The 378-nt window shown below is 59.0% G+C and carries 1 protein-coding gene; it reads left to right on the top strand.

Annotated features, from left to right (window positions below; all coding sequences use genetic code 11):
- The coding region (locus tag RZO55_RS00945) for a hypothetical protein (RefSeq protein ID WP_318062430.1) at window positions 1–269 on the top strand (269 nt) is incomplete at its 5' end.
- Window positions 270–378: the final 109 nt, after the last annotated feature.

Genomic DNA, 378 nt, shown 5'->3' with positions numbered 1-378 from the left:
AGGCCTCCTTCGCGACGCGGGTGTCGCGCATTCTGGACATCTACCTGCGCGGAGAAACGGATCTGAACCGCCTGCAAAAACAGGTGTCAGGAGCGATCAGCCGCATCGAACGCCGCCTTTCTCCGGATGTGCGAAAAGAGCTGGCCTCGCAGGTCGAGGAGCGAAATTGGCGGCGTGGTGGAGATTCTGCTGAAGGAATATTACGACCCCCGCTACCAATATTCCCAGGAGAAAGTGGAGGGGGAGGCGATTTACCTGAATGCGGATGACCTGGATGCCGCCGTGGAGGCTTGCAAGGATCTATGGAGCCGGCTGAAGGGGACTTCGGCCCCCTTGTCGCTCCCTTCATCGTGACCGGATGACGCATCGGATAAAAGG

The sequence above is a fragment of the Clostridium boliviensis genome, from assembly GCF_033342255.1.
Lineage (GTDB): Bacteria > Bacillota > Clostridia > Lachnospirales > Lachnospiraceae > Lacrimispora > Lacrimispora boliviensis.
Note: the sequence above shows the minus strand (reverse complement) of the source record. Positions and strands in the feature narration are given on the sequence as shown.